Raw genomic sequence first — 24,473 nt, 5'->3', positions numbered from 1 at the left:
CGGACGGCCACGGGTGCGAGCAGGCCCGTCAGGGCGGACAGGACGCCCACGACGTACCGGTCGGGGCGCCCCAGCCGAGGCTCAGCCAGATGAGCAGCGCCGGGCCGAAGGCCTCCGCCAGACCGGCTCCCGGACCGAAGACCCCGAGGTACTGGCCGGTGGCCCGCGGTGGGGCCAGGGCGAAGGAGATCTCGAACCCCGCGGCGGCGTGCCACAGTTCGCCCCCGGTGTGGATCACCACCGCCGTGAGCTCCTGACAGACGGCCGGTAAGGACTCATCCACCTTTTTGTGCATTACCTGCAGGAGCAAGAGGCAGGCATCAAATGGCCGCCCCCCCTCCGTCACCGCCCCGCGTGCCCCCACCGGCCGCTGTTCTGCTGGGTGACCTCCGCGGCGACCCGCTGGATCGACTTGACCGCCATGTCCTTGCGGTCGACGTAGATGTAGTGCCCGCTGTCCTCGGCGACGCGGACCGTGCTGCGGTGGGATATCGCGGCCCACTTGTACTGCGCCCTGGTCCAACCGGCCTCGATGGCGGGGCCGTAGGTGGGGAACTCGGCCAGGTACTGCTGGCCGTGGCGGAGCACCTCGGTCGGGATCCATCCGGCGGAGCGGACCGGGCCGTCGGGGGTGGCGAGGTTCTCCTGGTTCTCGCCCCGCATCGTGGCGACGGTCCCCGCCCGCAGGTCGGCCGAGTCGCCGGTGGCGTTCGCGGGGATCTCGCGGGTGATGTCGGCGGTCATGGTCGGGGAGGTGGCGTCCATCAGGACCAGGCCCTTGACGCGGTCGCGGTGCTCGGGGGCGTAGCGGCCGGCGATCAGGCCGCCCAGCGAGTGTCCGGCCAGCACGACGGGGGAGTCACCGGCGACCCGGTCGATCACTCCGGTCAGGATCCGCCCGGTGTCCTTCAGGCTCTGCGGCCCCTCGGGCTTGTCGCTCTTGCCCTCGCCGAGCCGGTCGTAGGAGCAGACGCGGTTCTTGGCGCTCAGGGTCTTCTGCAGGTCGGCCATCGCGTCGAGGCCGTCTCCGTAGCCGGCGACCAGCATCACCACGGGCTTGTGGCCGGTCTGCCGGCCCGAGCAGGAGACGTTCACGGAGTGCCCCTCGACGCGGATCCTCTTCTCCCCGACGAAGGAGTCGGCGTGGCCCCTGTGGTCCGCGTGGTTCACCTGGACGGTGGTCCTGGCCGACCCGCCCCCGTGTCCCGCGGCCTGCGCCACGCCCACATAGCCCGTACCGGCGACGGTGCTGCACAGTGCGGCGACGGTGGTGGCCTTGAGCATGCGGTTCATGGGGGGTCCTCCGGGAGCACGAGATGGTGGATCAGTGGAGGAGGGCCCCTTCACCCGGGCCCTCCGGCCGCGCTTCGCGGCCATGACTGAACGCTATGGTCCGGCGCCTGAGAAAGCGTCACCCCACAGAGGGCACCTCTCGTAGCTCTCCCGGGGGAAGCCGCCCCTCTCGACTCCACCCCCGGGTCCAGAACCGTCCAGGGCACCAGGGGTAGCCCGTCGCCACGTCGTTCGCGACGCGGGGGCTCGGGCACCGGCCAGAGCCGACGGAAGAACCGCTCACGGGTACACGGGCGTTGCCCCGGACCACCCTGCCCCTACCCCTTCGTCCGTCCGCCTCGCGGACCACGGAGCGGAGCGGTCCCGCGCGCGAGGTCCAGCTCCGCCCACACCGTCTTCGACGGCGGGGGCCCGACCCGTACGCCCCACCTCGTCGCCAGCTCCTCCACCAGCGACAGTCCGTGCCCCGACTCGCCCGGCGACTCGTCGCTCCTGCGCCCTGGTTCCGGCATCCGTTCACCCCGCCTGTCCGTCAGCTCGATCCGCAGCGTCCACGGTGTGGCCAGCGTCAGCGTGAGGCGGAAGCCGCGGCCCGGCACCCTGCCGTGCAGAGCCGCGTTCGCCGCCAGTTCCGCCACGATCAGTTGTGCCGGGTCAGGCGGCACGCCCCACTCCGCGAACTGCTCGGCCGCCAGCAGCCTGGCCAGACGCGCGCCGCGCCGCGTCGCCGACAGCGGGACGGAGAAGCGGAGTCCTGCCGGCCCCGCCGCCGCGGCGGAATCGCCGGTCCGGCTGTTTTCTGCACTCATGCCACTCAGGTGTTCATTCACGAGACACGCCCCCGTTCCCACCGGCCCCCGGCTCGCCCTCGCCCCGGCCGCCGGGACCGCCTTCCTGCCGTACGCCTCCGGGCGTGGACCACCCGCACGTGCACGGCCCGCGCTCACCTCCGTGAGCGCGGGCCGCCCCTCCCCGTCCGTCGTCGTCAGCGACGTGCCTGCGCCGCGACCCGTTCGATGGACTTGACGGCGATGTCCTTGCGGTCGACGTAGATGTAGTGGCCACTGCCCTCGGCCTTGTGGACCGTCGCACGGCCGGAGACCGCCGTCCACGCGTACTGGCCCTTCGTCCAGTCCGCCTCCAGCCGCGGACCGTACGTCGGGAACTCGGACAGGTACGGCTGACCGTGCCGGATGACCTGCGTCGGGATCCGCCCGGCCGAGCGCACCCTGCCGTCGGGCACGACCAGGTTCTCCGGGTTCTGGCCCTGCATCACCGCCACCGTCTGCGCCCGCAGGTCCCCGGCGTCGCCCGTCGCCGACTTCGGGATCGCCCGCGTCACATCCGCCGACGTCGTCGCCGACGTCGCGTCCATCAGGACCAGGCCCTTGACCTTGTCCCGGTGGTCAGGGGCGTACCGCGCGGCGATCAGACCGCCCAGGGAGTGACCGGCCAGCACCACCGGGGAGTCGGCCGCGACCCGGTTGATCACCCCGGTGAGCACACGCCCCGTGTCCGCCATGCTCTGCGGGCCCTCCGGCTTGTCGCTCCTGCCCTCGCCGAGCCGGTCGTAGGAGCAGACCCTGTTCTTCCTGCTCAGCGTCTTCTGCAGGTCGGCCATCTTGTCCAGACCGTCCCCGAGGCCCGCCACCAGCACCACCACCGGCCCCCGCCGCGACTGCCGGCCCTCGCAGGACACGTTCACCGCGTGTCCACCGACGTTGATCTTCTTCTCTCCGAGGAAGGCGTCCCCGCGGTCGGCGTGACCCGTGCGCGGGGTCCACGCGGCGCTCGCGGCGTCCCGCACCCCCAGCCCGCCGTCCCCCTCGGCCTGCGCCACGCCGACGTATCCGAGACCGGCGGCGGCGGTGCAGCAAAGGGCGGCGACGGCGGTGGCCTTGAGCATGCGGTTCATGGGGATCCTCCAGGCGGACAAGGAAGCGATCAGCGAACGGTGGACCCGTTCACCAGGCCCTCGGCCCAGTCCCTGCGGCCATGACTGAACGCTATGGATGTCCGCCGTCGCAATCGTCACCCCACCGTGGACACCTGCCTGTAGCTCCCCAGGGGGACAGGTATCAGGGACGTGGCTCCTCGCGGGACAGCCGGTCCGTGATCCGGTCGAACAGCTCGGTCAGCGGCCGGCCGACCTCCCGGCCGAAATCCGTCAGCCCGTAGGTCACTTGGGGCGGCGTCGTCGGCTCGACCTTGCGCCAGACCAGGCCGTCCTCGACCAGCGTCCGCAGGGTCTGGGCGAGCATCTTCTCGCTGATGCCCTGGATGCTCTCGCGCAGCTCGAAGAACCGGAGGTCGTTCTTCCGCAGGGAGATGAGCACCCAGACGCCCCACCGGCTGGTCACGTGATCGACCATCGTCCGCGCGAGGCAGTCGGTGTGAAACACGTCATACCGCTCGCCCGACTCGACCTGTCTGCGCTGCACGCCTTCCACCATGTCATGAGCTTACCCGGAGGTACGTCCTTACCGAAAGTTAGCCCGTTCTCCTAGCGTGCGAGGCACAGACGACGAGAACACGCACGAGACCCAGGAGCAGAACATGATCGTGGTGACCGGGGCCACCGGGAACATCGGGCGACCGCTGACGCGCGCGCTCACCGCGTCGGGCGCACAGGTGACGGCCGTCTCGCGGCACGCGGCGCCGGTGCCGGACGGCGTCCGCCACGTGGTGGCCGACCTCGCCGACCCGGCCGGCCTCACGCCCGTGCTGACCGGCGCGAAATCCCTCTTCCTGCTGCTCTCCGGCGACCTGCACGCGACTGGCGCCGAGCACGCCGGTCTCCTCGCCCGGGCCGCCGACAGCGGGGTGCGGCGGGTCGTCCTGCTCTCCACGCTGGGGGTGGTCACCCGCCCCTTCGGTCCCACCCGGGTCGCGATGCGGGCGCTGGAGGACACCCTGCGGGAGTCCGGCATGGAGTGGTCCCTCCTGCGGCCGGGCGGCTTCGCCTCCAACGCCCTGTGGTGGGCGGAGTCGGTCCGCACCCGGCGGGTCGTCGCCGCGCCCTTCGGCGACGTCGGCGTGCCGCTCGTCGACCCGGCGGACATCGCCGAGGTCGCGGCGGCCTGCCTGCTGGAGGACCGGCACACCGGCGGCGCCTACGAGCTGACCGGCCCGGAGGTGATCACCCCCCGGCAGCAGACGGAGGCACTGGCCACCGCGCTGGGCCTGCCCGTCGCCTTCCACGAGCTGACCCGGGAGGAGGCCGGGGCCGGGCTGAGGCGGGCCATGCCGGCGGAGCTGGCCGAGGACACCCTGGACATCCTCGGCTCCCCCAGCCCGGCCGAGCTGCGCGTCAGCCCGGACGTCGAGCGGGTGCTGGGCCGCGCCCCGCGCACCTTCGCCGACTGGGCCGCCCGTCACGTCGAGGCGTTCCGCTGAGCCCACACGGCACCGAGCCCACCAAGCACGACCGTGCCCCCGTACCCGAGCCAACTCGGGTGCGGGGGCACCGCCGTACGAAGAACGCCGCAGCGAACCGTTACGTCGTGCTCGTCGTACGTCTCCGGCGCGAGCCCGGACGGCGTTCGCTCGGGCGGGTGACCGGGTCGCCCGCCTCCAGCGCCGCACTGCGACGGCGGGCGCCGAAGTCCGCCAGCGCCTCGGCGAGCTTCTGCACCGAGGGCTCGGGCGACATGACGTCCACCCGCAGCCCGTGCTCCTCCGCCGTCTTCGCCGTCGCCGGACCGATGCAGGCGATGACCGTGACGTTGTGCGGCTTGCCGGCGATGCCGACCAGGTTCCGCACCGTCGAGGACGAGGTGAACAGGACCGCGTCGAAGCCGCCGCCCTTGATCGCCTCACGGGTCTCCGCGGGCGGCGGCGAGGCACGCACCGTGCGGTACGCGGTGACGTCGTCGACCTCCCAGCCCAGTTCGATCAGGCCGGCCACCAGCGTCTCGGTGGCGATGTCGGCGCGCGGCAGGAAGACCCGGTCGATCGGGTCGAAGACCGGGTCGTACGGCGGCCAGTCCTCCAGCAGCCCCGCGGCCGACTGCTCGCCGCTCGGCACCAGGTCCGGCTTCACGCCGAAGGCGATCAGCGCCTGCGCGGTCTGCTCGCCGACCGCGGCGACCTTGATGCCCGCGAAGGCGCGCGCGTCCAGGCCGTACTCCTCGAACTTCTCCCTGACCGCCTTGACCGCGTTGACCGAGGTGAACGCGATCCACTCGTAGCGGCCCGTGACCAGGCCCTTGACCGCGCGCTCCATCTGCTGGGGCGTGCGCGGCGGTTCGACGGCGATCGTCGGGACCTCGTGCGGCACCGCGCCGTAGGAGCGGAGCTGGTCGGAGAGCGAGGCCGCCTGCTCCTTGGTGCGCGGGACGAGCACCTTCCAGCCGAACAGCGGCTTGGACTCGAACCAGGACAGCCGCTCGCGCTGGGCCGCGGCCGAACGCTCGCCGACGACGGCTATCACCGGACGGCCGCCCTCCGGCGAGGGCAGCACCTTGGCCTGCTTCAGCGTCTGGGCGATGGTGCCGAGCGTGGCGGTCCAGGTCCGCTGACGCGTCGTCGTACCGCCGACGGTCACGGTCAGCGGGGTGTCCGGCTTGCGGCCCCCGGTCACCAGTTCGCCCGCGGTGGCGGCCACCGCGTCCAGCGTGGTGGAGACGACCACCGTGCAGTCGGAGGCGCCGACCTCGCTCCAGCAGCGGTCGGAGGCGGTACGGGCGTCGACGAAGCGGACGTCCGTGCCCTCGGCGTCCCGCAGCGGCACACCGGCGTACGCGGGCACGCCGACGGCGGTCGCGATGCCGGGCACCACCTCGAAGGTCACGCCCGCGGCGGCGCAGGCGAGCATCTCCTCGGCGGCGCACGTGTCGAGCCCGGGGTCCCCGGTCACCGCACGCACGACCCGCCTGCCGCCCCGCGCGGCCTGCATGACAAGATTGGCGGCATCCCTGGATGCGGGGAGGACGGCGGTTGTTGACGCCTCGTCAACGACTGCCAGTTGAGGCGTGCCCGTGCCCGCGAGGCCCGCGGAGGCCCCCGGTGCGTCCGCGTCCGCGGACAGCACGGTGACGCCCGGCGGGGCGTGCACACGTACGACGTCGAGCACGTCCGGCTCGGCGACGAGGACGTCCGCGTGCGCCAGCGCCTCCACGGCGCGCAGTGTCAGCAGCCCCGGGTCACCGGGGCCGGCACCCAGGAAGGTGACGTGCCCGGATCCGTGGCCGACGGGAAGGTTGGTGGGGCTCACTGTGCTCGCTCCCCCATCAGACCGGCCGCGCCCTTGGCCAGCATCTCGGCAGCGAGTTCGCGACCGAGCGCCATTGCCTGGTCGTGCGTCTCGGGCACGGGACCGGTGGTGGACAGCTGCACCAGCGTCGAGCCGTCGGTGGTGCCGACGACGCCGCGCAGGCGCATTTCCTTGTCAATCTGCCCGTCGTTCAGAAGGTCGGCCAGCGCACCCACGGGTGCGCTGCAGCCGGCCTCCAGAGCGGCGAGCAGGGCTCGCTCGGCGGTGACGGCGGCCCGGGTGAACGGGTCGTCGAGCTGCGCGAGCGCGGCGGCGAGTGCGGCGTCGGCGGGGTTGCCCGCCGTCCGGCACTCGACCGCCAGGGCCCCCTGGCCGGGGGCCGGAAGCACGGTGTCGACCGACAGGAAGTCGGTCACCTCGGAGGTCCTGCCGATCCGGTTGAGCCCGGCGGCGGCCAGCACCACCGCGTCCAGCTCGCCCTTGCGGACGTATCCGATGCGGGTGTCGATGTTGCCGCGGATCGGCACCGTCTCGATGCACGTCCCGTGGTCGCGGGCGTACGCGTTGAGCTGTGCCATGCGGCGCGGCGAGCCGGTGCCGACGCGCGCGCCCTCCGGCAGGTCGGCGAAGGCCAGCCCGTCCCGGGCGATCAGCACGTCCCGCGGGTCCTCACGCAGGGGCACGGCGGCCAGCGTCAGCTCTTCGGGCTGCGTGGTCGGCAGGTCCTTGAGCGAGTGCACGGCGAGGTCGACCTCCCCGCGCAGCAGCGCCTCGCGCAGCGCGGCGACGAACACGCCGGTGCCGCCGATCTGCGCCAGGTGCTCGCGCGAGGTGTCCCCGTACGTCGTGATCTCCACGAGCTCGACGGGCCGTCCGGTCACCTCACCGACCGCATCGGCCACCTGTCCGGACTGGGCCATGGCCAGCTTGCTGCGCCTGGTCCCCAGCCTCAGTGCCTGCTCAGTCATGCTCGCCCTCGGTTCTTGGCGTTCTCGGTGTTGTTCATGGTGCTGGTGCCGCTCCGCGCGCCCTCGGCGGCCGTGCTCGTGATCCCCGCGCCGCTCAGGGCGCCGACCGCGTCGGCCGGGGGCCGGTCCGCTCCGTCCGCCCGGGAGACCCGGGCGACCGTCTCGGGGTCCAGGTCGAACAGGGTGCGCAACGCGTCCGCGTACCCGGCGCCGCCGGGCTCGGCGGCCAGCTGCTTGACCCGTACGGTCGGGGCGTGCAGCAGTTTGTCGACGACGCGCCGCACGGTCTGGGTGATCTCGCCGCGCTGCTTCTCGTCGAGGTCCGGCAGGCGTCCGTCGAGCCGGGCGATCTCGCTCGCGACCACGTCGGCAGCCATCGTACGCAGCGCGACGACCGTCGGGGTGATGTGCGCGGCCCGCTGGGCGGCGCCGAACGCCGCCACCTCGTCGGAGACGATCCGGCGGACCTGCTCGACGTCGGCGGCCATCGGCGCGTCCGCGGAGGCCTCGGCCAGCGACTCCAGGTCGACCAGGCGCACACCGAGCAGCCGGTGCGCAGCCGCGTCCACGTCCCTGGGCATCGCCAGGTCGAGCAGCGAGAGCGCGGGCGCGGGGCGCGGGACCTCGGCCACCGGCTCGGGCAGGCGGCGCTCGGGGATGCGTCCGACGGCGGCCGCGGTGGCGGCAAGCGCGGCGATCAGCTCGGCGTCCTCCTCGAGGGCCGGCGCGCGGCGGCCGCCCTCGCGGCGGTCGGCGGTGTCGGTGCCCTTGTCGACCCAGACGGCGTGCTGCTCCAGCGTCGCGGCGTCCATGCCGGCCACGGCGGCCTCGCCCGCGACGGAGAATCCGCTGGTCGCGCCGGGCATCGCGGAAAGGTCCAGCGGGCAGTTCTCGTCCCCGGCCGCGTCGGTGGGACGCTCGCCGTGCGCGCGCGGTCCGCTCGCGGGCGCGGGGGCCGGGACGCGCGGCGCGGGGAGGCGGCCCTCGACGGCGGCGGCGATGTCCTGGGCGGTCAGCACCAGGCCGGTAGCGCCCGTGCAGGACACCGCGACGTCGGCACGTGTCAGCTCGTCAGGGACCGTTTCCATCGGGACGGCCCTCGCGGCGACGTCCGTGTCGTCACCCTCGGTGAGTATCCGCGCCAGCCGCTCGGCCCGCTCCTGCGTGCGGTTGGCGATCACGACCTCGGCCACGCCGACCCGGGCGAGCGTCGCCGCCGCCAGCGAGGACATGGAGCCGGCGCCGATCACCAGGGCGCGCTTGCCGCGGGCCCAGCCCTCCACCGGGGCACCGGCGGCGAGCTGTTCCAGGCCGAAGGTGACCAGGGACTGCCCGGCGCGGTCGATGCCGGTCTCGGAGTGGGCGCGCTTGCCGACCCGCAGGGCCTGCTGGAACAGGTCGTTCAGCAGCCGTCCCGCGGTGTGCAGCTCCTGCGCGGTGGCGAGGGAGTCCTTGATCTGGCCGAGGATCTGCCCCTCGCCCACGACCATCGAGTCCAGCCCGCAGGCCACCGAGAACAGGTGGTGGACGGCGCGGTCCTCGTAGTGCACATAAAGATAAGGAGTGAGCTCGTCCAGGCCGACCCCGCTGTGCTGGGCGAGCAGCGTGGACAGTTCGGCGACGCCCGCGTGGAACTTGTCCACGTCGGCGTAGAGCTCGATGCGGTTGCAGGTGGCGAGCACCGCGGCCTCGGTGGCCGGTTCGGCGGCGACCGTGTCCGTGAGCAGCTTGGCCTGGGCGTCCGCGCCGAGAGCGGCGCGCTCCAGGACGCTGACGGGGGCGCTGCGGTGGCTCAGTCCGACGACGAGGAGACTCATGCCGGCATCACGGCGGGGACGTCCCCGTCGGGCCCCTGGTCGGGGGAGGCGGACCGCTCGGCACCGGCGGCCGGGGTCTGGTTCCGGGCGGCGCGCTTGGCGACGACCGGAGGCTCCTCGGCGGCCGGGAGGGAGCCGTCGATGCCGGCGCCCGGGTTCTCCTCGCTCGCCTTGCGCTGCTCGTGGAAGGCGAGGATCTGCAGCTCGATGGAGAGGTCGACCTTGCGCACGTCGACGCCGTCGGGGACGGACAGCACGGTCGGCGCGAAGTTCAGGATGGAGGTGACACCGGCGGCGACCAGCCGCTCGCACACCTGCTGGGCGGCACCGGCGGGAGTGGCGATGACGCCGATCGACACGCCGTTGTCGTCGATGATCTTCTCGAGTTCGTCCGTGTGCTGCACCGCGATGCCCGCCACCGTCCTGCCGGTCAGCGCGGGGTCGGCGTCTATCAGCGCGGCGACCCGGAAGCCGCGGGAGGCGAAGCCGCCGTAGTTGGCGAGCGCGGCGCCGAGGTTGCCGATGCCGACGATGACGACCGGCCAGTCCTGCGTCAGGCCCAGCTCACGGGAGATCTGGTAGACGAGGTACTCGACGTCGTAGCCCACGCCCCGGGTGCCGTAGGAACCGAGGTAGGAGAAGTCCTTGCGCAGCTTGGCGGAGTTGACTCCCGCCGCGGCCGCGAGCTCCTCCGAGGAGACCGTGGGTACCGAGCGTTCCGACAGTGCGGTGAGGGCTCGGAGGTACAGCGGAAGACGGGCGACGGTGGCCTCGGGAATTCCTCGGCTGCGGGTCGCCGGTCGGTGAGTTCGGCCAGTTGCCACGGTGCTCCTGCGGGTAGAGCGGGGCTGCAGGCGGTCGTGTGTCCCCGGACCGCCCCGTCGAATGCAGGCTATGTCTTTGTGAACGCGTGCACAAAGATGGTGTCCGATTTGCCCGGCCAACGTGACCGGGCTCACGCAGCTTCGGCGGCCTCGGCTGGAACCGGCGCGGGTGCACACGTGTTCCTCTCCTCCAGGGGGCAAAACCGCACACTCTCCTCGACGATCCCGCCCCCCGAGACACGAACGCCTTCGATCCTAAGCGACCGGGGCCGTTTATTGGACTGGTCGGTCAGGCCCGGGAGTGCGGCCGGTCACCGCAGGGCTTTGCGGAGGCGATTCTCGTCCACCCGCCAGAAGGTGTGCTGTTCCCCGTCGATCAGCACGACGGGGATCTGCTCCCAGTAGCGGCGGTTGAGCTCCTCGTCCTCGGTGATGTCCTTGTGTTCCCAGGAAACGCCGAGGTCGGCGCACACCCGGGAGACGACGGCCTCGGCGTCGTCGCACAGATGGCAGCCGGGCTTGCGCACGAGGGTGACGAGACGGGGGCGGGACGCGCGGCGCAGCAGCGGACTCATGCGGCCCATTCTCCCCCGCGCCCGCCCCCCTCCCCCGTCCCCGCGAGGGCGGGCGCCCGCGACGTTCACGACCCGGCAACCGCCACGGCACGGAACGCCCGGGGGAACTGGCTATGCTCACCGCATGGCCGCTCTCGGATGGCTCACCCCCCGTAGGCGCTCCGCCACCGCGCGGAGCGTGCTGGCAGGCGAGGCCTCGGCGGAGGCCGCGCGCAAGACGTCCCAGGACGCCACCACCCCGGCCGCGCCCGACCACGAGGAACCGGAACCCGAGTTCCCCGTCCTCGGCGACGACCGGGCCGCCGCCTTCTTCGACCTGGACAACACCGTCATGCAGGGCGCCGCCCTCTTCCACTTCGGGCGGGGCCTGTACAAGCGGAAGTTCTTCGACACCCGCGAACTCGCCCGCTTCGCCTGGCAGCAGGCCTGGTTCCGGCTGGCCGGCGTCGAGGACCCCGAGCACATGCAGGAGGCCCGCGACTCCGCGCTCTCCATCGTCAAGGGCCACCGCGTCGCCGAGCTGCAGTCGATCGGCGAGGAGATCTACGACGAGTACATGGCCGAGCGCATCTGGCCCGGCACCCGCGCGCTGGCCCAGGCGCACCTCGACGCCGGACAGAAGGTGTGGCTCGTCACCGCCGCCCCCGTGGAGATCGCCACGGTGATCGCCCGCCGGCTCGGTCTGACCGGCGCGCTGGGCACGGTCGCCGAGTCCGTCGACGGCGTCTACACCGGCCGCCTCGTCGGCGAACCGCTGCACGGCCCGGCGAAGGCGGAGGCCGTGCGAGCGCTGGCCGCGGCGGAGGGCCTGGACCTGTCCCGCTGCGCCGCCTACAGCGACAGCCACAACGACATCCCGATGCTCTCCCTCGTCGGGCACCCGTACGCGATCAACCCCGACGCCAAGCTGCGCAAGCACGCGCGCCGGCTCGACTGGCGCCTGCGGGACTACCGCACCGGGCGCAAGGCGGCGAAGGTCGGCATCCCCGCGGCGGCGGGCGTCGGCGCCGTGGCGGGCGGCACGGCCGCCGCGATCGCGCTGACCCGCCGGCGCCGCTAGCTCCTCGCGCGCCCCCGCCCCGGCCCCGCACGGGAACACCCGTCGCACAGCGGCCTCCGGGCGCCCGCCAACACGTCGGACGTGAGCGGAACCCGAAGCCGAGCGGTCATCAAACGCTCAGTCGGCGATACGCAAACGCGTACGGAAGCGCAACAGAAGCGACGTAATCGACGATTTGAGCAACTGGGCGTAGCGCAGCCTGTACGAAGCGTTATTCTCCTCAGACGCAATCCGGCACCCCTCCGTCGCTACGACGGGTGAATGGTTCCGTACTGCACGTGATGGAAGCTCTGCCTCTGGGAGTCCCGTGTACCCACACGTCGGGGTTGACGCCTCGGGCCTGGCTACGCTCCGCGCTACGGTCCACGACCTGCTGCGCGGTCTCGTCCCCACCGCGTACGCCGTCCCCGCCTTCGCCGCCGCCGCGCCCCTCGGCCCGTGCTACGCACTGGCCGACGGCAGCGCCGCGGTCGGTGGAAGACGCGGCCGACCGGGCCCCGCCACGACCGCCCGCCGTCCCGCGGCGGACAGTGACAGCGCCCGCATGATGGACCTCGTCGAACGCGCTCAGGCCGGCGAGGCCGAAGCATTCGGGCGCCTGTACGACCAGTACAGCGACACCGTCCACCGCTACATCTACTACCGCGTGAACAGCAAGGCCACGGCCGAGGACCTCACCAGCGAGACCTTTCTGCGCGCGCTGCGCCGGATCGGCACCTTCACCTGGCAGGGCCGCGACTTCGGCGCCTGGCTCGTCACGATCGCCCGCAACCTCGTCGCCGACCACTTCAAGTCCAGCCGCTTCCGGCTGGAGGTCACCACCGGCGAGATGCTCGACGCCAACGAGGTCGAGCGCTCCCCCGAGGACTCCGTCCTGGAGCACCTCTCCAACGCCGCCCTCCTCGACGCCGTCCGCAGGCTCAACCCCCAGCAGCAGGAGTGCGTCACGCTCCGGTTCCTCCAGGGCCTGTCCGTCGCCGAGACCGCCCGGGTCATGGGCAAGAACGAGGGGGCGATCAAGACCCTGCAGTACCGCGCCGTGCGCACCCTCGCCCGACTGCTGCCCGAAGACGCCCGCTGACCCCGCCCCGATCCACAGCCCCCCGTACGCCGGTTGACGCCCGCTGACCGAGCGTCACCTCAACTCACCTTCCGTCGACGGCCCGTTGGCCGTACGGCCGGATCGCCCGCCGTCCGTAACCCAAGTGCCAAGCCGCTCGTTGTGCGGGATACAGGCTCCCTGTGGTCACACCTTGCCGACTCTGCTCACCCTTTCGTGTGCAAGTGGTCGGAGGTGTGCAACCCTCAGGACCCCCTGGGGAGTCGACCGTCATGACGAGAGGAGGTGCCGCCAGTGATCGCGAACGTATCGGCGCACCGGCGGGCGAACGCCTTCGCCCAGGCCCTGGAGGAGCTGACCGACCGGGGCCCGGCGGCCGAGCAGCCCGACCTTCCGGACACGGCTCCGAGCACGGAGGAGGGCACCGGGCAACAGCGTCTGCTCGCCCTCGCCGCGGGCCTCGGCGAGCTGCCCAAACCCCAGCTCGACCCCGAGGTCAAGGTCGTGCAGCGCGCACAGCTCGTGGCCGCGATGGAGGCCATGCTGCGCGAGGGAACGGCCGGGGGCGAGGCGCCGGATCCCGCGGTTCCCGAGCAGCGCGACGCCCGCGAACGCGGCGCGCACCGGGCGAGCCCCCTGGCGAAACTGCGTCCGCGCACCCGGCTGGCCAAGGGCCTGACCGCAGGCGGACTCGGCCTCGGGGTGGCCGCCGCGTCCTTCGGCGGCGTCGCCGCCGCCAGCACGGACGCCCTGCCCGGGGATTCGCTCTACGGCCTCAAACGCGGCATCGAGGACGTCCGGCTCAACCTCGCCGACGGCGACTCCGACCGCGGCCGCCTCTACCTCGACCAGGCCTCCACCCGGCTGAGCGAGGCGCGCCGGCTGATGGAGCGCGACCGCTCGGGCCCGCTGGACCACGAATCCCTGAGCGAGGTCCGCCGCGCCCTCAACGGCATGCGGCACGACGCCTCCGAAGGGCACCGCCTGCTGCACGAGGCCTATGCGCAGGACCCCGATTCCCTGGGCCCCATCAGGACCCTCTCCGCCTTCTCCCGCTCCCACCGCGAGGCCTGGAGCGAGCTGAGCAGGCGGCTGCCGGTGCAGCTCGGGGACGTGGCGAGCGAGGTCTCGGAGGTCTTCGCCGCCATAAACGACGAGGTCGCACCGCTCCAGTCGCTCCTGCCCCCGGCCCCGCCGGTGGACGGCACCGAGGACGAGCGGGGCTCCGCCCCCGCCCCGTCCACCGGCTCCGCCCGCGGCGACCACCCGGAATCCGGCACCGGCCGGAGCAGCTCCCCGGGCAGCCACCGCGGTGGCACCGCCCACAAGCCCGAGCCCTCCGCCTCCCACGGCCGCGAGGAGGGCCTGCTCGGCGGCAGCACCGGCGGCCTGCTCGACCCGCCCTCGCGCAGCGCCGGCGCCGGCCCGTCGACGGGCGGCGGCAGCAGCAAGAACCCGACCATGGAGCCCGACGTCACCCTCCCGCCGCTCCTCCCGGGCCTGCTGCCGGGCCTCGGCATCGACACGGAGGACGCCGAGTAGGAGCCGAGCGGGCAGAGCGGGAAGCCGCACGCGTACGGGGGCGCCCTTGGTGACGGGGGCGCCCCCCGTACGCGTCCGCACGCGGCGCCGCCCGCACGGCCCGCGGCACTCGGTCAGAAGAAGACCGAGCGCCGCTGCACCAGCAGCTTGTACAGCGTGTGCTGGATCTGTTCCCTGACCTGGTCGGTCAGGTTGAACATCAGCATCGGGTCCTCGGCCGCCTCCGGCGGGTAGCCGTCCGTGGGGATCGGCTCGCCGAACTGGATCGTCCACTTCGTCGGCAGCGGCACCGCGCCCAGCGGTCCCAGCCACGGGAACGTCGGCGTCAGCGGGAAGTACGGGAAGCCCAGCAGCCGCGCCAGCGTCCTGGAGTTGCCGATCATCGGATAGATCTCCTCGGCCCCGACGACCGAGCAGGGGATGATCGGCGTGCCGTGCTTCAGCGCCGTCGAGACGAAGCCGCCGCGGCCGAAGCGCTGCAGCTTGTACCGGTCGCCGAAGGGCTTGCCGAGCCCCTTGAACCCCTCCGGCATCACCCCGACCAGTTCCCCCTGCTCCAGCAGCCGGGCCGCGTCCTCGGCGCAGGCGAGGGTGTGGCCGAGCTTGCGGGCCAGTTCGTTGACCACCGGCAGCACGAACACCAGGTCGGCCGCGAGCAGCCGCAGATGACGGCCCGCCGGATGATGGTCGTGGACGGCGACCTGCATCATCAGGCCGTCCATCGGCAGCGTCCCGGAGTGGTTGGCGACGATGAGCGCCCCGCCCTCCGCCGGGATGTTCTCGATGCCCTTCACCTCGACCCGGAAGTACTTCTCGTACAGCGGCCGCAGCAGCGACATCAGGACCTGGTCGGTGAGTTCCTCGTCGTAGCCGAAGTCGTCGACCTCGTAGTCACCGGTCAGCCGGCGCCGCAGGAAGGCGAGCCCGCCGGCGATGCGCCGCTCCAGGCCGTCGCCCCGGCCCTCGCCCCCGCCCGGCCCGGCCGCGTCCATCGCCTCCGTCTGCGCCTCGGCCGAGTCGTCCTCGTGTGCCGGGGCGCCGTCGGGCACGGCCTTGACCCCGCGGTCGCCCGCCGCCGGTTCGCCGCCGCGCCGGCCGGCCCCGCTCCGTCGCCGCGGCGGGCGGTGCGAGGCGGGTCCGCGGGACCGGTCGTCGTCGAACGGAATGACCTTGGCGTCCGCCATCGTTGCTGCGCTCCTCGGTTCGCGCTCTGCTGGGCGCTCTGCGTCAGTGGGCGTCCCCGGCGCCGGGCGCCGGTGGGCCCGCCGGGGACGGGTGCGGGGACCGGGTGCCGCCCGGCACGGGCAGTGCGGCGATCCGGTCGACGGCGCCCGCCACGGCCTCCGGCGGGAGCAGCCCGGGTCCCAGGCCGCGCGCGAAGTCCTCGAAGGTCCCGGCGGTCGTGTGGGCGGGCACGAAGCCCAGCGTGTCGCGCATCTGGTCCGTCGCCACCACCCGGCCGTGGGTCAGCAGGCGGATCTGCTCGGGCGAGAAGTCCGTCATGCCCAGCGTACGGAAGGCGGAACCGGCCCAGGTGACGGCGGGCAGCGGCAGCGGCACGGTGGGCCGGCCCAGCCGCCGGGCGCACTGCGAGAGCAGCAGCACCCCCTCGCCCGCGATGTTGAAGGTGCCGCTGTTGAGCGTGGCCCGCCGCTCCTCGGCGGAGCCGAGCCACAGGGCCTCGATCACGTCGTCCTCGTGCACGAACTGCAGCCGCGGGTCGTATCCGAACACGGTCGGCAGCACGGGCAGCGAGAAGTACGAGGCGAGCGGAGAATCCCCGCTGGGCCCCAGGATGTTGGCGAAGCGCAGCACGCACACGGCCACGTCGGGACGCCGCCGGGCGAACCCGCGGACATAGCCCTCGACCTCGACGGTGTCCTTGGCGAAGCCGCCGCTGGGCAGCGACTTCGGCGGCGTCGTCTCGGTGAAGACCGCCGGGTCGCGGGGGGCCGAACCGTAGACATTGGTGCTGGACTTCACGACCAGCCGCCTGACCTTCGGCGACTTCTGGCAGGCGCCGAGGAGCTGCATCGTGCCGATGACGTTGGTCTCCTTGACCGAGGCCCGGCTGCCGCTGCCCAGCGGGGTGCCGCTGACGTCCATGTGGACGACCGTGTCGGCGGCGGTCTGCGCGAGCACCCGGGCGATGGTCGGCTGCCTGATGTCGGCCCGCACGAACTCCGCGTCGCCCAGGTCGTGCTCGGGCTCGACGGCGTCCACGGCGACGACCCGGTCGACGTCGGGGTCCCGCCCGAGGCGCCGCACGAACCTGCCCGCCAGCGGACGGGCCACCCCGGTCACCAGCACGACCTTTCCCAAGACCAGTGCCTTCCCTTCCGCCGCCCTCGGCCCCGGCACGCCGCCGTGCGCCTCCCGGTACCCCCGAACACGCGGCGGTACCTTCCCGCACGGTAACCCGCACGTTCCCGCGGACACCGGCACACGCCCGCATCCGCTCCCGGTCATCCGATCAGAACCGGGCGGGCGCTGTCACGCCCAACCACCGGATCCGGCCGCCCGAGGAGCCACCGGGCACCGTACGGAGACGGCTGTGGCCCCCCGTCCTCGGAAGGACGGGGGGCCACAGAACACGCCGCGACGCGTCGCGTGCGTTACCGCATGCCGTGCACTACCGCGCGGCTACTTCTTGTTGCGGCGCTGCACTCGCGTGCGCTTCAGCAGCTTGCGGTGCTTCTTCTTGGCCATCCGCTTGCGCCGCTTCTTGATAACAGAGCCCACGACTACCCTCGCTCACTTCTCATCACTCGGTGCTGGGCGCCATGGGCCCATACGACCTACGAGGGGCCAGCCTACCCGCCCCGGGCGCCGAGCTTGTAATCGAGGGTTCCGAGGGGCCTGTGACGGTCCGGTCGCCTCCTCGGTCAGGCCGTCTCCACCCCCACGTAGCTGTCCTTGAGGTACTCGTGCACCGCCTGCTCCGGCACCCGGAAGGACCTGCCCACCCGGATCGCCGGCAGATGACCGCTGTGCACCAAGCGGTACACGGTCATCTTCGACACTCGCATCACCGCGGCGACTTCCGCCACGGTCAGGAACTGAACCTCGTTCAGAGGCCTCTCGCCAGCAGCAGCCATGACACACCTGAACCTTCCGCACTCGACGGCCACCGGCTTCCCCTTCCGGTGACTCTTCGTCGTTGCGTGCTCACTCCCCAGACTAGGGGCGGGTGATGCAAGTGGGGAAGAGGGGGATCTCCCCGGCGGCCTACTGTGACAGACACGCTCGATTGAGTACATAGCGAGTAAGCGGCCGGTAGTAAGAGGACCGCGCAGCGTCATCGAGGGGCACGACGACGGACACGCGCCCCTCCGCCTGCCCCACGAAGGGCGCGGGATCGTTCACGTCCGCCGGTCCGACCGCCTCGAACCCCAGCTGACCTGCGCCGCAGATCCACCCGTGGTCGCCGATCACGAGCCCGGGGAGCGGCCCGCCGCCCTCCGCGGCCGCCGCCAGGGCCAGCCGGACGGGCAGCGGGGAGTGCGTGTGCGCGCCGGGCTCACAACCGGCGGCTTCGGCGGCGGGGTCACGGACGCACCCGACTCCCCGTACGTACGCGAGACGGTGGGTGCGTAGACCGAACCGGGTCGTTATGTCGACACAGCGACCCTGCGCCGGGGTGAGGACGGCACATCCCGCCGTCGACAAGGCGTCTGCGAGCGCGACGTAGAAACCCAGGAGCCGGTGCGGGTGACCGGTACCGAGCAGCACGGGTTCCCGGTGCCGCGCGGCCCGCGCCAGCCGGGCCGCGAAGGCGTGCAGCGCGAGAACGGTACGACCGGGGTCGATCACATCCTGACCGGAGGTGCACCGGGGATCGTCCGAGACACCGCACCTCTCGGCCATGAGCCGCAGCACGTCGCGTTCGTCCCATACCCCTTCGGGATCGACACCGATCGTCACCCGTGGATCGCGCAGGCCGAAGAGTCGGTAACTGCGCAGACTCACCTCCCGCGGCGTCCCCACCACCCCGGCGAGCCCCGTGCGCAACAGATGGGCCCGCAGCTCCCTGGTAAGCACCACGCCACGGAATGTTACGGCTCCGGCGCCCCGCGGGAGGCGCTCTCCGACGTCCCGCACACGACGCCGGCCGGCCCCCTACGGCAGGAGCACGCCCCTGACGGCGGGAACCCGACTCGGCATCCCCCTGACGGCAGGCCCCCCGCACAGCACACCCCTCACGGCAGGAGCCCCGCGCAGCGCGAACCTCACGGCAGGAGCCCTCGCAGGGGGAACGCCGCCCGCCGCGTCGCCCGCACCGCCTGGTCCAGCCGGTCCGCGGGGTCGTAGCCCGCCTCCCAGTCCGCGTGGGCCACCGGCCACCGCCCGTCCGTCATCCGCCCCGGACCGAGCTGCCGCGTCCGCGCGTACACCCGCTGCCGCCACCCCTCGGGGATCACCGTCTCCGGCGCGATCTCGTGCCCCGCCGCGATGCCCACGAGATGCGTCCAGGACCGTGGCACCACCTCCACGACCGCGTAACCGCCCCCGCCCAGCGCCACCCAGCGCCCGTCCGCGTGACGGTGCGCCAGTTCGTGGCAGGCGAGCTGCACCGCCCGCTGCGCGTCCAGCGACACCGCGAGATGCGCCAGCGGATCCTCGAAGTGCGTGTCCGCCCCGTGCTGCGAGACCAGCACCTGCGGCCGGAACTCCGCCACCAGCTCCGGCACCACCGCGTGGAAGGCCCGCAGCCAGCCCGCGTCCCCCGTCCCGGCCGGCAGCGCCACGTTCACCGCCGAGCCCTCCGCCCCCGGGGCCCCGGTCTCCTCCGGCCACCCGGTCTGCGGGAACAGGGTCCGCGGATGCTCGTGCAGCGAGATCGTCAGCACCCGCGGGTCCTCCCAGAACGCCGCCTGCACCCCGTCCCCGTGATGCACGTCGACGTCCACGTACACGACCCGCTCCGCACCCAGCTCGAGCAGCCGTGCGACGGCGAGCGCCGCGTCGTTGTACACGCAGAACCCGGACGCCGCGGCCGGCATCGCATGGTGCAGCCCGCCCGAGAAGTTGACCGCGTGCAGCGCCTCGCCCCGCCACACCGCCTCCGCCGCGCCCACCGACTGCCCCGCGATCAGCGCCGACGCCTCGTGCATCCCGGCGAACGCGGGATCGTCCAGCGTGCCGAGCCCGTACTTCGTGTCCGCCGCGGCCGGATCCGCGGACGCCGCCCGCACCGCCGCCACGTAGTCCTCGCGGTGCACGAGCCGCAGCGTCGACTCCCCGGCGGCCCGGGCCGCGACCACGTCGACGTGCCGGTCGAGCCCGAGGGCGTCCACCAGGTCCTTGGTCAGCGCCAGCCGGACCGGATCCATCGGATGGTCCGGCCCGAAGTCATAGCCCGTTACCCGCTCGTCCCACATCAGCCGTGCGCGCCCGCTCATGCCCGTCACCGTATCCGGCCGCCCGCGGCGCGAACGAGCGGGCGTATCCCAGCGTCGCCAGCACGAGCACCATCGGCACGCACATGGCACCGCGGTAGCTCCACGCGTCCCCCAGCGCTCCGACCAACGGCGACCCGATCAGGAAACCGACGTAGTTGAACACGTTGAGCCGCGCGATCGCCGTGTCCGAGGCCCCCGCCCCACCCTGCTCGAAGGCCCGCCGCCCCGCCGCCGCGAACGTCCCCGGCACCAGCACGCACAACCCGAGCCCCAGCAGCGTGAACCCCAGCATCCCCACCCAGGCCCCCGGCGCCGCGGCCACCACCGCGAACCCCACCGCCGCCGTCACCGCCCCCAGCCGCACGACCGTCGCGGCACCGAGCCTGCGCACCCCGAGGTCCCCGAGCGAGCGGCCCACCAGGGTCGTCACCATGTACACGTTGTAAGGGACGGTCGCGAGCTGCTCGCTGCTGCCGAGGACGTCCTGGAGGTACTTCGCGCTCCAGTTGGAGACCGTCGAGTCCCCGATGTACGCGAAGGTCATCACCAGGCAGAAGGGCAGCAGCATCCGGAAGACGAGCGGCCCGCTCCCGGCCCCGGCCTCCGGGGCCGCCTCCGGCGCCTCCTCCCGCTCGCCCTCTCCCGGCTCGCTCCCGCCCCCGTCGACGTACCACCGGCTGCCCACGAACACCGCCGGCAGCAGCACGAGCACCACGGGCGCGTACGAGACCCACAGTGCGAGATGCCAGTGCGCCCCCGCCCACGCCAGCGAGGCACCGAGGATGCCGCCCAGGCTGTACGAAGCGTGGAAACCGAGCATGATGCTCCGCCCGTACGCCCGTTGCAGGCTCACCCCGAGCATGTTCATCGACGCGTCCAGCGCCCCGACGGACAGACCGAACACGGCGAGCGCGAGGCCCAGCACGGGCATCCGGTCCCCCGAGCCCACCCCGACCAGCGCCAGCAGCACCACCGGCTGCGACCACCGCAGCACCCTGCTGGGCCGCACCCGCTTCACCAACTGCTCGGTGGTGACACTGCCGACGCCCGCCAGGATCGGCACCGCGGCGAGGAAGACCGGCAGCAGCGCGTCGGAGACGCCGTACCGGTCCTGGATGGCGGGGATGCGCGTGACGAGCAGCGCGAAGGCGACGCCCTGGGCGAAGAAGCCGAATGCCAACGAGGCCCTGCCGCGCCGCAGCATCTCTGTCATGGCGGCGAGCGTAGGGCCCCGGACTACCGGTGGGTAGATGCGGTGGAGGAGGAACTGCGCCGAGCCCCGGCGCGGTTCCTCCCGCGGTGTGTCACCGGCAGCGTGTCACCGGGCGACGGCCGCGACGACCGGCCCCGCGGAGACGGCCGGGACGGCGGCGCGCGTGGCGAGGACGGCCGGGGCGGCGGGAGCGTCCTGCTCCGCGGCGCACTCCGCGGCGCACTCCGCGGCGCACTCCGTGCCGCCCGCCTCGGCGATCAGCAGGTGCGCCATCGGCACGGCACCCGTCGCACCACTGACGAGGAACCCGAGCACCATGCTCACGACCATGATCACCGAGCCGAGCCAGACCATCGTGTCCACGGGAACCGTGTACGCCCCGACCACCCGCACCACGCACTCGCCGAGCAGCACCGCACCCCACACCAGCGAGAACCGCCGCTCGGCCCGCCGGAACTCCGGCGACCCGCCCAGCAGCCGCTCCCAGGCGGCCTCCCGCCCCGCGTCCCCCTTCACCAGCCACGGCTTGACCGCCGACGTCATCATCGGCCGGCCCAGCGCGACGGAGACGAGGACGCCGATCCCGATCACGCTGCTCACGCCGCTGTCCTTGGCCAGCATCAGCCGCGGGTCACCGGTGAGGAAGCTGAGCAGCACCCCGGCGACGTTGACGAGCAGGATCAGGCTCGACGGCCCGTTGAGTTCGCGCTTCTTCACCACGCTCCACCCGGTGCGCAGGGCCGGGCCGACGCTGCTCCAGGCCAGCGCGGCGACCGTGCCGAGGCCGAGGGCGTCCTTGAGGAGGTAGTACGACCCGATGGGCAGGCCGACGTCGATGAGGAGCGGCTTGAGGTTCGCGAGAGGACTCCGGCGGGCTGCTGCGGTCTTCGTCGTCATGGGTAAAGCTTCGCGTCGGGGCCCCCTCCGCCGATAGAAACGTTCGTCCCGAGCTCCGCATGACAAATGTCAGTGCCGCGACCGTGGACGCGGTCACCCCCCGCCTCATCGCAGCAGGTCGAGCAACTCCCCCATCTCCCCGAACAGTCGTGTGGCCCCCGCCAGTCGCTCGGGCGGCGTCATCGCGGTGAACCCGTACACGTCCATCCCGGCCGCCACGGCCGCCCGCACCCCGAGCGGGCTGTCCTCCACGACCGCGCACCGCTCCACCGGCACTCCCATCCGCTCCGCGGCGTACAGGAACAGATCCGGCGCCGGCTTTCCGCGTCCCACGTCCTGCGAGGAGAAGATCCTGCTCTCCTCGAACCACCGGTCCAGCCCGGCGGCCCGGTGCCCCACACGGATCCGCTCATGGCTCCCCGACGAGGCCACGCAGTACGGCACCCCGTCCGCCGCCAGCTTCCCCAGCACGGCGTCCACGCCGGCCACCGGCCGCAACTCCCGCTCGAACGCGGCGAACACGCGCGCGTGGAAGACGTCGTCGAAGTCCTCCGGCAACCGCTGCCCGGTCCGTTCCTCCACGAGGTCGTGCACCCGGTGCAGGGCGGCGCCCATGTAGTCGCGCAACGAGTCCTCGTAGCTGGTGGGATGTCCCAGCTCGGTGAGGTAGGCGGCGAGAAGGGTGTTGGACAGGGGCTCGCTGTCGACGAGGACACCGTCGTTGTCGAAGAGGACGAGGTCATAGCGCATACCGGACACCCTAAACGCAGAAAACCCCGCACCAAATGGTGCGGGGTTTTCCTCAATATTTGTTCGGCGGTGTCCTACTCTCCCACAGGGTCCCCCCTGCAGTACCATCGGCGCTGTAAGGCTTAGCTTCCGGGTTCGGAATGTAACCGGGCGTTTCCCCTACGCTATGACCACCGAAACACTGTGAAACACACAACCAGCAACCGGTAACAAAACACGGTCTGATCGTTCGTGGTTTCAGAACCAACACAGTGGACGCGAGCAACTGAGGACAAGCCCTCGGCCTATTAGTACCGGTCACCTCCACCAGTTACCTGGCTTCCAGATCCGGCCTATCAACCCAGTCGTCTACTGGGAGCCTTACCCCATCAAGTGGGTGGGAGTCCTCATCTCGAAGCAGGCTTCCCGCTTAGATGCTTTCAGCGGTTATCCCTCCCGAACGTAGCCAACCAGCCATGCCCTTGGCAGAACAACTGGCACACCAGAGGTTCGTCCGTCCCGGTCCTCTCGTACTAGGGACAGCCCTTCTCAAGACTCCTACGCGCGCAGCGGATAGGGACCGAACTGTCTCACGACGTTCTAAACCCAGCTCGCGTACCGCTTTAATGGGCGAACAGCCCAACCCTTGGGACCGACTCCAGCCCCAGGATGCGACGAGCCGACATCGAGGTGCCAAACCATCCCGTCGATATGGACTCTTGGGGAAGATCAGCCTGTTATCCCCGGGGTACCTTTTATCCGTTGAGCGACGGCGCTTCCACAAGCCACCGCCGGATCACTAGTCCCGACTTTCGTCCCTGCTCGACCCGTCGGTCTCACAGTCAAGCTCCCTTGTGCACTTACACTCACCACCTGATTACCAACCAGGCTGAGGGAACCTTTGGGCGCCTCCGTTACCCTTTAGGAGGCAACCGCCCCAGTTAAACTACCCATCAGACACTGTCCCTGATCCGGATCACGGACCCAGGTTAGACATCCAGCACGACCAGACTGGTATTTCAACGACGACTCCACCCGAACTGGCGTCCGAGCTTCACAGTCTCCCAGCTATCCTACACAAGCCGAACCGAACACCAATATCAAACTGTAGTAAAGGTCCCGGGGTCTTTCCGTCCTGCTGCGCGAAACGAGCATCTTTACTCGTAGTGCAATTTCACCGGGCCTATGGTTGAGACAGTCGAGAAGTCGTTACGCCATTCGTGCAGGTCGGAACTTACCCGACAAGGAATTTCGCTACCTTAGGATGGTTATAGTTACCACCGCCGTTTACTGGCGCTTAAGTTCTCAGCTTCGCCACCCCGAAGAGTGACTAACCGGTCCCCTTAACGTTCCAGCACCGGGCAGGCGTCAGTCCGTATACATCGCCTTACGGCTTCGCACGGACCTGTGTTTTTAGTAAACAGTCGCTTCTCGCTGGTCTCTGCGGCCACACCCAGCTCACCGTGCAAGACGGCTCACCAGACATGGCCCCCTTCTCCCGAAGTTACGGGGGCATTTTGCCGAGTTCCTTAACCATAGTTCACCCGAACGCCTCGGTATTCTCTACCAGACCACCTGAGTCGGTTTAGGGTACGGGCCGCCATGAAACTCGCTAGAGGCTTTTCTCGACAGCATAGGATCATCCACTTCACCACAATCGGCTCGGCATCAGGTCTCAGCCTTGATGAACGGCGGATTTACCTACCGTCCGGCCTACACCCTTACCCCGGGACAACCACCGCCCGGGATGGACTACCTTCCTGCGTCACCCCATCACTCACCTACTAACCGCTTGGGCCGGCGGCTCCACCACTCCGAGATTGTCCGAAGACGCACCCGGCGGTTTCACGGCCTTAGCATCACGATGCTCGATGTTTG

At 71.6% G+C, this 24,473-nt stretch carries 23 protein-coding genes and 2 rRNA genes (1 of these 25 only partly in view); 4 read left to right on the top strand and 21 right to left on the bottom strand.

The window, feature by feature from the left end; genetic code table 11:
• Positions 1-28: 28 nt before the first annotated feature.
• From OHB09_RS18750 to OHB09_RS18730, 5 genes are all read right to left on the bottom strand, one after another.
• Positions 29-241 carry a hypothetical protein gene (locus OHB09_RS18750; protein WP_328922277.1) on the bottom strand — a complete coding sequence of 71 codons (213 nt, stop codon included), beginning with the start codon at positions 239-241 and terminating at the stop codon, positions 29-31.
• A gap of 101 nt (positions 242-342) precedes the next feature.
• Positions 343-1,293, bottom strand: a complete 951-nt coding sequence (locus OHB09_RS18745; RefSeq protein ID WP_328922276.1) for an alpha/beta fold hydrolase — start codon at positions 1,291-1,293, stop codon at positions 343-345.
• Positions 1,294-1,610: 317 nt separating this feature from the next.
• A complete protein-coding gene (locus OHB09_RS18740) occupies positions 1,611-2,102 on the bottom strand; it encodes an ATP-binding protein (RefSeq protein ID WP_328922275.1) in 492 nt (163 codons plus the stop codon).
• Between the two features lie 176 nt (positions 2,103-2,278).
• Positions 2,279-3,208, bottom strand: a complete 930-nt coding sequence (locus OHB09_RS18735) for an alpha/beta fold hydrolase (RefSeq protein WP_328922274.1) — start codon at positions 3,206-3,208, stop codon at positions 2,279-2,281.
• Positions 3,209-3,371: 163 nt separating this feature from the next.
• Positions 3,372-3,746 (bottom strand): winged helix-turn-helix transcriptional regulator, encoded by a 375-nt coding sequence (locus OHB09_RS18730; protein ID WP_328922273.1) that lies wholly within the window; start codon positions 3,744-3,746, stop codon positions 3,372-3,374.
• A 103-nt stretch (positions 3,747-3,849) separates the two neighbouring features.
• On the opposite strand from OHB09_RS18730, the gene OHB09_RS18725 reads away from it, so the two are divergent.
• Positions 3,850-4,689: an SDR family oxidoreductase gene (locus tag OHB09_RS18725; protein ID WP_328923035.1), complete on the top strand. Its 840-nt coding sequence runs from the start codon at positions 3,850-3,852 to the stop codon at positions 4,687-4,689.
• Positions 4,690-4,789: 100 nt separating this feature from the next.
• Here the strand turns inward: OHB09_RS18725 and OHB09_RS18720 are convergent, their stop codons facing one another.
• The 5 genes from OHB09_RS18720 to OHB09_RS18700 all read right to left on the bottom strand — a co-directional run bounded on the left by OHB09_RS18720 (position 4,790) and on the right by OHB09_RS18700 (position 10,692).
• Positions 4,790-6,508, bottom strand: coding sequence for a bifunctional uroporphyrinogen-III C-methyltransferase/uroporphyrinogen-III synthase (locus OHB09_RS18720; RefSeq protein WP_006138950.1), 1,719 nt, complete (start codon positions 6,506-6,508; stop codon positions 4,790-4,792).
• On the bottom strand, positions 6,505-7,476 hold the full coding sequence (gene hemC, locus OHB09_RS18715) for a hydroxymethylbilane synthase (RefSeq protein WP_328922272.1): 972 nt from the start codon (positions 7,474-7,476) through the stop codon (positions 6,505-6,507). The genes OHB09_RS18720 and hemC overlap by 4 nt, the downstream gene beginning before the upstream one ends.
• On the bottom strand, positions 7,473-9,293 hold the full coding sequence (locus OHB09_RS18710) for a glutamyl-tRNA reductase (RefSeq protein ID WP_328728770.1): 1,821 nt from the start codon (positions 9,291-9,293) through the stop codon (positions 7,473-7,475). The genes hemC and OHB09_RS18710 overlap by 4 nt, the downstream gene beginning before the upstream one ends.
• The gene (locus OHB09_RS18705; RefSeq protein ID WP_006138953.1) at positions 9,290-10,117 is read right to left on the bottom strand and encodes a redox-sensing transcriptional repressor Rex; all 828 of its coding nucleotides are present in this window, start codon (positions 10,115-10,117) and stop codon (positions 9,290-9,292) included. The genes OHB09_RS18710 and OHB09_RS18705 overlap by 4 nt, the downstream gene beginning before the upstream one ends.
• Before the next feature lie 311 nt (positions 10,118-10,428).
• The gene (locus tag OHB09_RS18700; RefSeq protein WP_006138954.1) at positions 10,429-10,692 is read right to left on the bottom strand and encodes a glutaredoxin family protein; all 264 of its coding nucleotides are present in this window, start codon (positions 10,690-10,692) and stop codon (positions 10,429-10,431) included.
• Between the two features lie 124 nt (positions 10,693-10,816).
• Between OHB09_RS18700 and OHB09_RS18695 the strand changes: the two genes are divergently transcribed.
• From OHB09_RS18695 to OHB09_RS18685, 3 genes are all read left to right on the top strand, one after another.
• Complete coding sequence (locus OHB09_RS18695; RefSeq protein WP_040894418.1) at positions 10,817-11,752, top strand: HAD family hydrolase; 936 nt, start codon at positions 10,817-10,819, stop codon at positions 11,750-11,752.
• 307 nt (positions 11,753-12,059) lie between these two features.
• Positions 12,060-12,833 (top strand): ECF subfamily RNA polymerase sigma factor, BldN family, encoded by a 774-nt coding sequence (locus OHB09_RS18690; protein WP_328922271.1) that lies wholly within the window; start codon positions 12,060-12,062, stop codon positions 12,831-12,833.
• A 273-nt stretch (positions 12,834-13,106) separates the two neighbouring features.
• Positions 13,107-14,354 carry a DUF5667 domain-containing protein gene (locus OHB09_RS18685; protein ID WP_093593564.1) on the top strand — a complete coding sequence of 416 codons (1,248 nt, stop codon included), beginning with the start codon at positions 13,107-13,109 and terminating at the stop codon, positions 14,352-14,354.
• A gap of 113 nt (positions 14,355-14,467) precedes the next feature.
• Here OHB09_RS18685 and OHB09_RS18680 read toward each other — a convergent pair whose 3' ends face one another.
• From OHB09_RS18680 to OHB09_RS18630, 11 genes are all read right to left on the bottom strand, one after another.
• Positions 14,468-15,538, bottom strand: coding sequence for a lysophospholipid acyltransferase family protein (locus OHB09_RS18680; protein WP_234528034.1), 1,071 nt, complete (start codon positions 15,536-15,538; stop codon positions 14,468-14,470).
• 43 nt (positions 15,539-15,581) lie between these two features.
• A complete protein-coding gene (locus OHB09_RS18675) occupies positions 15,582-16,676 on the bottom strand; it encodes an NAD-dependent epimerase/dehydratase family protein (RefSeq protein WP_050811117.1) in 1,095 nt (364 codons plus the stop codon).
• A gap of 321 nt (positions 16,677-16,997) precedes the next feature.
• Positions 16,998-17,096, bottom strand: a complete 99-nt coding sequence (locus tag OHB09_RS18670; protein WP_003948845.1) for a 30S ribosomal protein bS22 — start codon at positions 17,094-17,096, stop codon at positions 16,998-17,000.
• A gap of 143 nt (positions 17,097-17,239) precedes the next feature.
• Entirely contained in the window at positions 17,240-17,452 is a 213-nt protein-coding gene (locus OHB09_RS18665) for a helix-turn-helix domain-containing protein (RefSeq protein ID WP_006138960.1), read from the bottom strand.
• Between the two features lie 130 nt (positions 17,453-17,582).
• On the bottom strand, positions 17,583-18,395 hold the full coding sequence (locus tag OHB09_RS18660) for a phosphatase (protein WP_093593996.1): 813 nt from the start codon (positions 18,393-18,395) through the stop codon (positions 17,583-17,585).
• A 188-nt stretch (positions 18,396-18,583) separates the two neighbouring features.
• A complete protein-coding gene (locus OHB09_RS18655) occupies positions 18,584-19,756 on the bottom strand; it encodes an acetoin utilization protein AcuC (protein ID WP_006138962.1) in 1,173 nt (390 codons plus the stop codon).
• Positions 19,707-20,969, bottom strand: a complete 1,263-nt coding sequence (locus tag OHB09_RS18650; protein WP_093593558.1) for an MFS transporter — start codon at positions 20,967-20,969, stop codon at positions 19,707-19,709. The genes OHB09_RS18655 and OHB09_RS18650 overlap by 50 nt, the downstream gene beginning before the upstream one ends.
• 105 nt (positions 20,970-21,074) lie before the next feature.
• Positions 21,075-21,866, bottom strand: a complete 792-nt coding sequence (locus OHB09_RS18645; RefSeq protein ID WP_328922270.1) for a VC0807 family protein — start codon at positions 21,864-21,866, stop codon at positions 21,075-21,077.
• A 105-nt stretch (positions 21,867-21,971) separates the two neighbouring features.
• Positions 21,972-22,616, bottom strand: coding sequence for an HAD family hydrolase (locus OHB09_RS18640; RefSeq protein ID WP_006138965.1), 645 nt, complete (start codon positions 22,614-22,616; stop codon positions 21,972-21,974).
• A 61-nt stretch (positions 22,617-22,677) separates the two neighbouring features.
• Positions 22,678-22,794 (bottom strand): 5S ribosomal RNA (gene rrf / locus OHB09_RS18635).
• Between the two features lie 89 nt (positions 22,795-22,883).
• A 23S ribosomal RNA gene (locus OHB09_RS18630) occupies positions 22,884-24,473 on the bottom strand; it runs 1,533 nt beyond the window's last position.

This window comes from Streptomyces griseoaurantiacus (assembly GCF_036189845.1).
GTDB classification, from domain to species: Bacteria; Actinomycetota; Actinomycetes; order Streptomycetales; family Streptomycetaceae; genus Streptomyces; species Streptomyces griseoaurantiacus.
Note: the sequence above shows the minus strand (reverse complement) of the source record. Positions and strands in the feature narration are given on the sequence as shown.

What these genes read in the sequence shown, in the direction of transcription:
- OHB09_RS18725 (WP_328923035.1), top strand. Translation starts at nt 3,850, where the DNA reads ATGATCGTGGTGACCGGGGCCACCGGGAACATCGGGCGACCGCTGACG.
- OHB09_RS18640 (WP_006138965.1), bottom strand. Translation starts at nt 22,616, where the DNA reads ATGCGCTATGACCTCGTCCTCTTCGACAACGACGGTGTCCTCGTCGAC.
- OHB09_RS18745 (WP_328922276.1), bottom strand. Translation starts at nt 1,293, where the DNA reads ATGAACCGCATGCTCAAGGCCACCACCGTCGCCGCACTGTGCAGCACC.
- hemC (WP_328922272.1), bottom strand. Translation starts at nt 7,476, where the DNA reads ATGACTGAGCAGGCACTGAGGCTGGGGACCAGGCGCAGCAAGCTGGCC.
- OHB09_RS18665 (WP_006138960.1), bottom strand. Translation starts at nt 17,452, where the DNA reads ATGGCTGCTGCTGGCGAGAGGCCTCTGAACGAGGTTCAGTTCCTGACC.
- OHB09_RS18710 (WP_328728770.1), bottom strand. Translation starts at nt 9,293, where the DNA reads ATGAGTCTCCTCGTCGTCGGACTGAGCCACCGCAGCGCCCCCGTCAGC.
- OHB09_RS18695 (WP_040894418.1), top strand. Translation starts at nt 10,817, where the DNA reads ATGGCCGCTCTCGGATGGCTCACCCCCCGTAGGCGCTCCGCCACCGCG.
- OHB09_RS18730 (WP_328922273.1), bottom strand. Translation starts at nt 3,746, where the DNA reads ATGGTGGAAGGCGTGCAGCGCAGACAGGTCGAGTCGGGCGAGCGGTAT.
- OHB09_RS18735 (WP_328922274.1), bottom strand. Translation starts at nt 3,208, where the DNA reads ATGAACCGCATGCTCAAGGCCACCGCCGTCGCCGCCCTTTGCTGCACC.
- OHB09_RS18700 (WP_006138954.1), bottom strand. Translation starts at nt 10,692, where the DNA reads ATGAGTCCGCTGCTGCGCCGCGCGTCCCGCCCCCGTCTCGTCACCCTC.
- OHB09_RS18740 (WP_328922275.1), bottom strand. Translation starts at nt 2,102, where the DNA reads ATGAGTGCAGAAAACAGCCGGACCGGCGATTCCGCCGCGGCGGCGGGG.
- OHB09_RS18680 (WP_234528034.1), bottom strand. Translation starts at nt 15,538, where the DNA reads ATGGCGGACGCCAAGGTCATTCCGTTCGACGACGACCGGTCCCGCGGA.
- OHB09_RS18645 (WP_328922270.1), bottom strand. Translation starts at nt 21,866, where the DNA reads ATGACGACGAAGACCGCAGCAGCCCGCCGGAGTCCTCTCGCGAACCTC.
- OHB09_RS18655 (WP_006138962.1), bottom strand. Translation starts at nt 19,756, where the DNA reads ATGAGCGGGCGCGCACGGCTGATGTGGGACGAGCGGGTAACGGGCTAT.
- OHB09_RS18650 (WP_093593558.1), bottom strand. Translation starts at nt 20,969, where the DNA reads ATGACAGAGATGCTGCGGCGCGGCAGGGCCTCGTTGGCATTCGGCTTC.